Annotated in this window: 5 protein-coding genes; all 5 read right to left on the bottom strand. The window is 36.6% G+C overall.

The window, feature by feature from the left end; genetic code table 11:
• Positions 1-183 precede the first annotated feature (183 nt).
• The 5 genes from KKC91_00880 to KKC91_00900 all read right to left on the bottom strand — a co-directional run bounded on the left by KKC91_00880 (position 184) and on the right by KKC91_00900 (position 7,560).
• Positions 184-624, bottom strand: coding sequence for a hypothetical protein (locus KKC91_00880; protein ID MBU0477111.1), 441 nt, complete (start codon positions 622-624; stop codon positions 184-186).
• A 14-nt stretch (positions 625-638) separates the two neighbouring features.
• On the bottom strand, positions 639-1,091 hold the full coding sequence (locus KKC91_00885; protein MBU0477112.1) for a hypothetical protein: 453 nt from the start codon (positions 1,089-1,091) through the stop codon (positions 639-641).
• 16 nt (positions 1,092-1,107) lie between these two features.
• The gene (locus tag KKC91_00890) at positions 1,108-1,479 is read right to left on the bottom strand and encodes a hypothetical protein (protein MBU0477113.1); all 372 of its coding nucleotides are present in this window, start codon (positions 1,477-1,479) and stop codon (positions 1,108-1,110) included.
• Between the two features lie 227 nt (positions 1,480-1,706).
• Entirely contained in the window at positions 1,707-2,072 is a 366-nt protein-coding gene (locus KKC91_00895; protein ID MBU0477114.1) for a hypothetical protein, read from the bottom strand.
• A gap of 196 nt (positions 2,073-2,268) precedes the next feature.
• The gene (locus KKC91_00900; protein MBU0477115.1) at positions 2,269-7,560 is read right to left on the bottom strand and encodes a methyltransferase domain-containing protein; all 5,292 of its coding nucleotides are present in this window, start codon (positions 7,558-7,560) and stop codon (positions 2,269-2,271) included.
• Positions 7,561-7,582 lie beyond the last annotated feature (22 nt).

Here is a 7,582-nt window from a genome sequence, read left to right on the forward strand (position 1 = left end):
CACTTTGAAGCGTGATTCTGGGACAGATTGGTGAGGAAAATCGCAAACGGTACAAAAGCATCCTACAAAAGCATCTCAAAAGCATCTGAGGCACTTTAAAGACAAGGGTAAACAAACGACCGATTATTTATTTGGGAATTTTATATGCTTTTGACAGGAAATTATGACTGGGAAGGGCTTCGATTATCTATTTAAATTTTGCCTTATAAATATCTCTCTTTGAATCTCATCATAAAATCTCTGTAATTGTTTGGGGTCTTCTATAAGCCTTGACCTCTGTGAGCCTAACCCTAGATCCTCTTTTAATAAAAAAGTGAGACGTTCTTTTACTTTATTTTCACCCCAGGCTTCAATTAGGACACTTACTTCATACTGTCTGGGAACAAATATCCCGCGAGGCTTCCACCCAGTCTCACCCTTTATTACACCCCCGTTATAATCACTACTTGCTATTATATATCCATTATCTTGCAATACTTGCATAGTAGCTTTATAAGCAATATCAAAACTTCCTTCGAGTTCTTTTGCTTCCACGAGTCTTCTTTGAGAAGGTTTTAAGGTAGAGTACTCTGTAGCACAGCCTGTTATAGATAATAATAAAAAGCACACTATATAATGTTTCATTTTATATATCTGATTTACTTGTTTAAATTCTGTCTTACAAATATCTCCTTTTGAATTTCATTATATATTTCTTGTAGCAATGTAGGATCTTCAATTATGTTTGAATTTTCAGATCTTCCATACTGTCCTGCATCTACAACTCTACCCTTTAAAAAAGTAATTCTTTCTTTTACAACATTTTCACCAAATTGTTCAATAGTAACTGAAACGGTAAACTTGGTCTCCCTACCTGTCCAGAAACTCCTTTTCACTCCAGTTTCTGCCTGTATTACTCCAGCAGAATAATCTGTATGCTTTACCATAAACCCTCTATCTTGCAAGACAGCCAATGTAGCTTTAAAAGCATTATCAAAACTTCCTTCAAATTGCTTAGCTTCTATATTTCTCCTCTGGATACTGGATAATTGAGCCCCAGCACAACCACAAAGAAACATGCCTAACATTGAAACTAACAAAATCCTTTTCACACTATACATCCTCCTCTCAAAATGCTGCTGACCTATAACTGTAGTCTTTAACCATCTCATTGTCATCAAATTCAATCATTAAAGTAAAGGTTCTTGCAGATGTAGATGTTCGGCTCCCCGTTCCTCCTGCTATAATAATAGTGCCATATACATCTGAAGTCCCAGTTTCTACTGAAGCCTTATCGTATGTCCATACCTCATTACCACTTTTATTCTTGGTAACTATATTAGGTGCTCCGAATACTTCTAAAATTTCATTCTGTGTCGTTTGCCCCTTTATTATCTTTGTTTTAGCCATCCCAGGAGTTAGATTACCTTTTTGAATAGGCTGAACACTCGCACATCCAATTAAAGTTACGCATAACAAAATTCCTAGTAGTTTTCTCATGCTCCCCTCTCTTTTTTGTAAAATACAAAAAGTAACCCCAGTCTTATACCAAGATTGCCTTATAGTAAACATCCAACTCTTTTCTCATCTACCACCCCTTTGTGGCTATAGAAATATGATACTCCTTTGGGGTAATATGAGCAACTAAATAATCGAACGTTTGTTTATTTTGGGAGATTTTGGGTAGAATTACCTAAACTGCTCCATTACTTTAGCCTTAAGACTCCCTATGCAGAATAAATAAGCAAGACACCAAAAGCTAAGATAAAAATACTAAGGAAGCGTGTAGCTAAAATAGGCTTGTTTGACCACCAGTCAAGATAAGCAGCCATCATTTTTTGACTGAGCGTGAGTAAAAGCACGCCCTTTATAATAGACCAAATACCTAACACGGTAATAAACCCTGTCAGTCTGCACTGCGGAGCAGCTATTAAAAAGATAATGCCAAATAGAATACTTATGATACCGCCAACCCGAAGTTTTTTTCCTTCTTTCCAGTATGAAATATACTGTTTTACAGCTTTTGGGTTTATTAAAAAAATAATCCCCATACATATAATAACCACACCAAAAAGTCTAACAAGTATAAGCATAATTACACCTCCTATTTCCCCTAATTATACCCTACACACTACAAAGTTTCAAATTTGGTGTTCGGCGTCTACGCAGGTATATGGCTATAATGGAATCCAAAAGGGGCGGGGGTATCCTGCCTGTAAGTTCATGTTAAAGGCAAGATAAAATGGGAAGATTTTAAACTGTGCAGGGTGGAATGTAGAATATTAAAAATTATGCTTGGTCTAAATGTCGTCTTAGTTCATCCAATCTCTTATCTTGAAGCCTTAATCCTTCTCCAAATATTGCATCTCTTAAGTAATCTTCTCTATCAATAAGACCCATAAAATAATTATATACAGGTGTTCTTTCTTCTAAATTATACAAATTTAGAATAAAAACTCTATCTCCAAACTCATTGTTTCTAAAATGTTTCCTTAATATTTCTTCTTCGTCATCTGGCATATTAACTACAACTATTGCCACTTCCTTCATAGGGTTGAGTTTAGCAATTCTGCTATTACAAAATTCATCTACAACATTTTTTAAGTTACGTCTTTCTTTTCCGAAAAATCTTGCACCCATATCAAACAAGGCTGGGACTATTTCGCTTTTGGAAAAGGTAGTAGTACCAGAAACTATTTTGTCAGCAGGTGAGTAAGCTACAGATGTTTTGTCAAAGGTTGGTTTTAGTGCATTTATTGTAATCGGTCGTAAAACGGCAAAATCTCTCCCCATTTCACCAGCAAAACTTAATGCTTCTGCAGAAAGTTTTAATCGTCTAAACCGTTCCACGGGATGCACTGTTGGTTCCTTAGGGTCATGAGTTATAGCCTCTGTTGCAGTAAGAATAGCTAATCCTCCATCTGGAAATATGCTTCCTCCTAAAACTCGTCTTACCTCTTTTAAAGCATCATGTCCTTGTTCAGCAGTCATAATTCTATATCCTATCACACTTGCTGAAAGCACAATATCAAATCTACCATCTTCAAATGGAAGGTCTGTTGCATCTGCCAAGTGGACATTTAAGCCTTCTTCTCGTGCGGTTTCATATAATTCTTGATTTGGTTCAACCCCTTCGATATTTTCAAGTGGAATATCTGGCCATCTTCTATGAATTTCTCTAATGAGATATGCTCTACCAAACCCAACATCAAGAATTCGTAATCTAGAACGTTCTTCAGAAGTTAAAGAATTAAGCACCTGTTCTAAATATGGGATTATCATATATTCTTGTTGGCGGGATAAGGTTTTACCTATTGTAAACAAACCTGGTGCCTCTGTTGCTTCAATTATTTGTGGCCATCTTTCAAGAGAAAAAGGCTCCAAACTACCCCAAAGAGTCTGCTGGGCTATTAAACATCTGTTTTGTGTCGTATTTACAAACCGTTTTAACCTCTCAAGGCGATATTTACTATCAATGCTTCGAACAGTAAGTGTTTTAACTGGTTTTTCTACTTGGTCTCTGAATTGGTCTTCAAAATTCTCCAATAGAAACCATTCTCCTTCGATATAACCACCTAATGGAAATGGATTCATTCGAATAAGTATTGCCACATTATCTTCTGGAGCACCAATTCGAAACAGCCGAAATTCTTCATCCTGTCTCTCTATGATTGTTTCTTTTCCCGTATCACGTATATCAGTAATAATTTCTTCTAGGGTTTGTTCCCATTCTACTCTATCAGTAGGAGCATCTTGAACAAGTTGTGAGCTTGTCAAACCTGCCTCAGGATTAATCTGTGCAAGCCATTCTGGGACACCAATATCTCCATCAAATATTCTAGGAGGATATTCAGCACGAAGCTGATTATAAATGTCGTATCCGTAAAGAAAGATTGCATATACACTTCTTCCTTCTGATATAGTTTTATAATCTGCTACTAGCCTCAAAAGAGGAGTACCCGAATGTGTTTGAAAATGTTGAATTCTAAGACTGGTTGGACTAATTGGAATACTATCTTTATCAGATGGGAATAAACCTCCTACAATTTCTCTTTGATGAGTGTCAGTGCGTCTAATTACCTTTGAAATATCCCCTGCATCAGCTAGCGTGTGTAATGCTTGCTCAATACCACCAATACTCAAATTGCTAAATACCGCCTTGTCTACTTGCATTTGTGGAAAGATATCAAATGCCTCAGGAACACTAATCCAAATACTTAAAATTCCTATTACTTTATTTTCCTGAAAGATAGTAACATCAACCATTCGACCATCTTTGTCTTCTGCAAATTTGGTATATATAGTTGACTCCTCTTTTCCCTCTATTATAACCTGTCTTAGTTCTTGTTTCATTTGTGTCTGATTAGTAGTATGTCTATGTTTAGTTATTATTAGTAATATTTTTTTGATTTCTTCATTTTTTGAATCATACTTAACAATTAACTCCATTAAAACGATTATAGCTGTATCAATACTAACTACATAACGTTCATCTAATAACCCTGCCATTAGGTGGTCATACGCATCTTGATAGTTTTTAGCTTCAACTGCACGATAAGCTGATGCAAAAGGCTCAACTTGTGCAAGCATTGGAATTACCTTTTCCCTACTCGCCCTCGCTTGCCTTGATACTGTCTGCTGTATATCTCTAACCATTGAAAAGGCTGCCTCATCTACAAAGACCATTAGGTCGTCACATCTATGAATATATGTTGCTGGAACTTCTGGTGTAGGTTCATTACTCATAATAAGATATAAAGATAATGCCTTTGATTCTCCTGAAGCAAGAACAATTATAATATCATCTTCATCAGGATATCCCGTACTTATGGCATGCGTTGGAACATCTATAACACCTGCTCCTCCCACCGTTTGTTCAAAAACCTCTCTATTCTGGGCCTTTGCTGGCTCGGTAAGCTCTGTATAATGTGTAACCCTTTGAGTAAATGGTGTGCCTCGTTTAAGAAACGCAAGATGAACATCTTGATTACCTTCTCCTTCTTCTGCTGGTCCTATCCCATATACTCTTATTATCTTTCTTCCTTCTTCTCTGGCCTTTCTAAATATATCTTCATAATCCTCTGCTGCTTGACGGGGATTCTCATGAAGAGCATTTATAAAATACACAGCTGATTCAGGAATACCTAATTTTCTATAGGTCTGTTGCATATAATATCCGTAACTCAATTCTTTAACTACAGAACCTAATTGTGAACCAAATATTGCTTCAAGATTATTACAAAATTCACCTAATGTCTCTGGATGTCTTAATGTCTCAGATACACCTTCAGGGACAGGAAAAACATATTCGTCTAAATTGCAAAACTGAATAGTTCCATCCCTAACTAAACCTTCCCATATTTCTCTTCCAATAAGTCTATCAATATACTCTGGCAATAAATCATAAAAATATTCTGGAGTCCTTCCTGTCGGAAAAACAACCAATAATTTTTCACCAGCCTCAAGTTGTTCTGCTAATCTGCCAACAAAATATTCTGCTGCTTTGTGACTCATCTCCATTTTATCTTGTTGCACTTTTGTTCTTTTTATAGTTTTCTCTCTCTGGCTATTATCAAGGGGTGCAGCTTGGGCAAATGATGCACTTTCTCGTATTCCTCTCAAAAACTCTCTATCAGGAACATATGCTGTAACACGGTCCAATAATTGCTCTTCATCAGAGAAAATCAATTCGATGCTATCTCTAGCAGAAAAATAACCTGCAACAGCCTGTGCTTCGGCAAGAGGAAGGTAAACCCCGAATTTATTCTCCCTATATTTAACAAAATGACCATTTATGCGGTCAAATGCATACCATCCATCACCTTCAAATTTAACTGCTAACCAAGTCTGTGCATCATCTTTAGTTCTCATCACTTTAACATCTTCTATATAAGGTAATCCTTTAAGTACGTAAGCAGTAGCACAACTCCATTTATAACAAATACCATTACCTATACCTTTTTGAAGTTCCCTAGCTTGGTCAATTTGTGCCAAAATAGCTACAACAGCTTCTCCATGCGGTAATCTCGTCGAAAGGTCTTGTCTAAATGCTGCTTGTTCAGCATAATAGCCATCATCAAAAATTTCATCAGGACTTCTCATATTCCAATCATCTATAGGAACGCTAACTAAAGCTCCTGCATTTTCCCATTGGCCAACAGGTATTTGGTCTGGATTAAAAGTAGAAGAAACGGAATCCGTTCGATTGAAGCGAGTATGACTTTTTACATCTAATATATGTCCCAACACATCCAATGCAGTGGGGTCAACAGAACGTGTATGTGGAAATACCTTAACGAAATGCCCATCGTTAAGAGCCATTGAACCATCAACTGTTTCGTTATTGCCAATAGCTACTACGCAATCTTCTGACATATTAGTCTGGCTAAGAATATCCCTTACCTGCTGTGCTTTATCAGCTACTCGTTCATGGACACGAAATCGCTCTCCTCGTAATAGAACAAAACGAGGAGAAAGTTCAAGTATTTTATTTATATTATCCTGAACTTTTCCTCCTGAAACAATGTGAATAGTCAACTCATCATCTGCAAGCAAAAGTAACTCTATAGTTAATAAAGAATCCATTAGAAAATCATCCAACGGAACAATATTACTGTTATCAGTAGGCGTGAGCGTTCCTCCCCAATCAATAGTAATAACTTTAGCTTCAAGAGCCACATGCTCTGGAATAACAACAGATAGTTCCATTTGTGCTTTATCAACTAGAGTAGTTGAAGCTGCTACACTGGGAGTATGTTCAGATGGAATAGCATCACCTTCTTGCCAAAGAGGGAATTCTGCTCTAAGCTTTTCTACAGAACCCTCGTCAATTCTTCCTTCAATAAATCTACTATCTCTATAAAACGGCTCTATGTCACATCCTTCTGTTTCATTAGCTTCATTATGAATCATTTCGTTCAATTCATAAGCCTCTCTAGGATTATTCCTCATCCACTCCCGTAAGTCAGCAACTGATGTAACACCACCAAGTGCTATTTCTCTCCTTACCCCTTTAAAGTCTCCTTCAAATCGCCCTCTTTCTATTGCTTGAGTATAAAGTGCTATAGTCCTAAGTTCATGGTTTATAGATGTTCCTCCAGCTTGAATGTCTAATTCAAAAACTGTTTTTGTTGACACTGATGTTGCATCAAAAAAAGCGTTATATAAATCCATATCCAGATAAATAACAGTTTCTCCATAAGAGTCTGAAAGACCAATATGTGCCATATGAGCTGTGCGTCTAAGTAAATCATTAATAGGAACAACCCTGAACTCACCTTCTAAACCAAATCGTGAACCATCTACTGTTGGAAAATGTTGAACCATAGTACGTCTTTGTCTTCTGATTTCCTCTTTTTCTTGTGGTGTAGAATCTTCTGGAAAAGGTATGCCTATAAGTGATGTCTCTAAATCCTCTCTTATAACATCTCCCACGTCTTCGTTACTTAACTCTAATAAAGCATCTTTTAATCTTCTTAAATCTTCTGGATTTTGAAAAGCAGATGGAACTCTAAGGTGGGATTCATTACACAAATCTATACCATATACTGTGCTGTTTAAAAGAAACAATCCAGCTATCACTACTGCTACAATCTTCAAATTA

The sequence above is a fragment of the bacterium genome (assembly GCA_018812485.1).
Taxonomy (GTDB): Bacteria; JAHJDO01; JAHJDO01; order JAHJDO01; family JAHJDO01; genus JAHJDO01.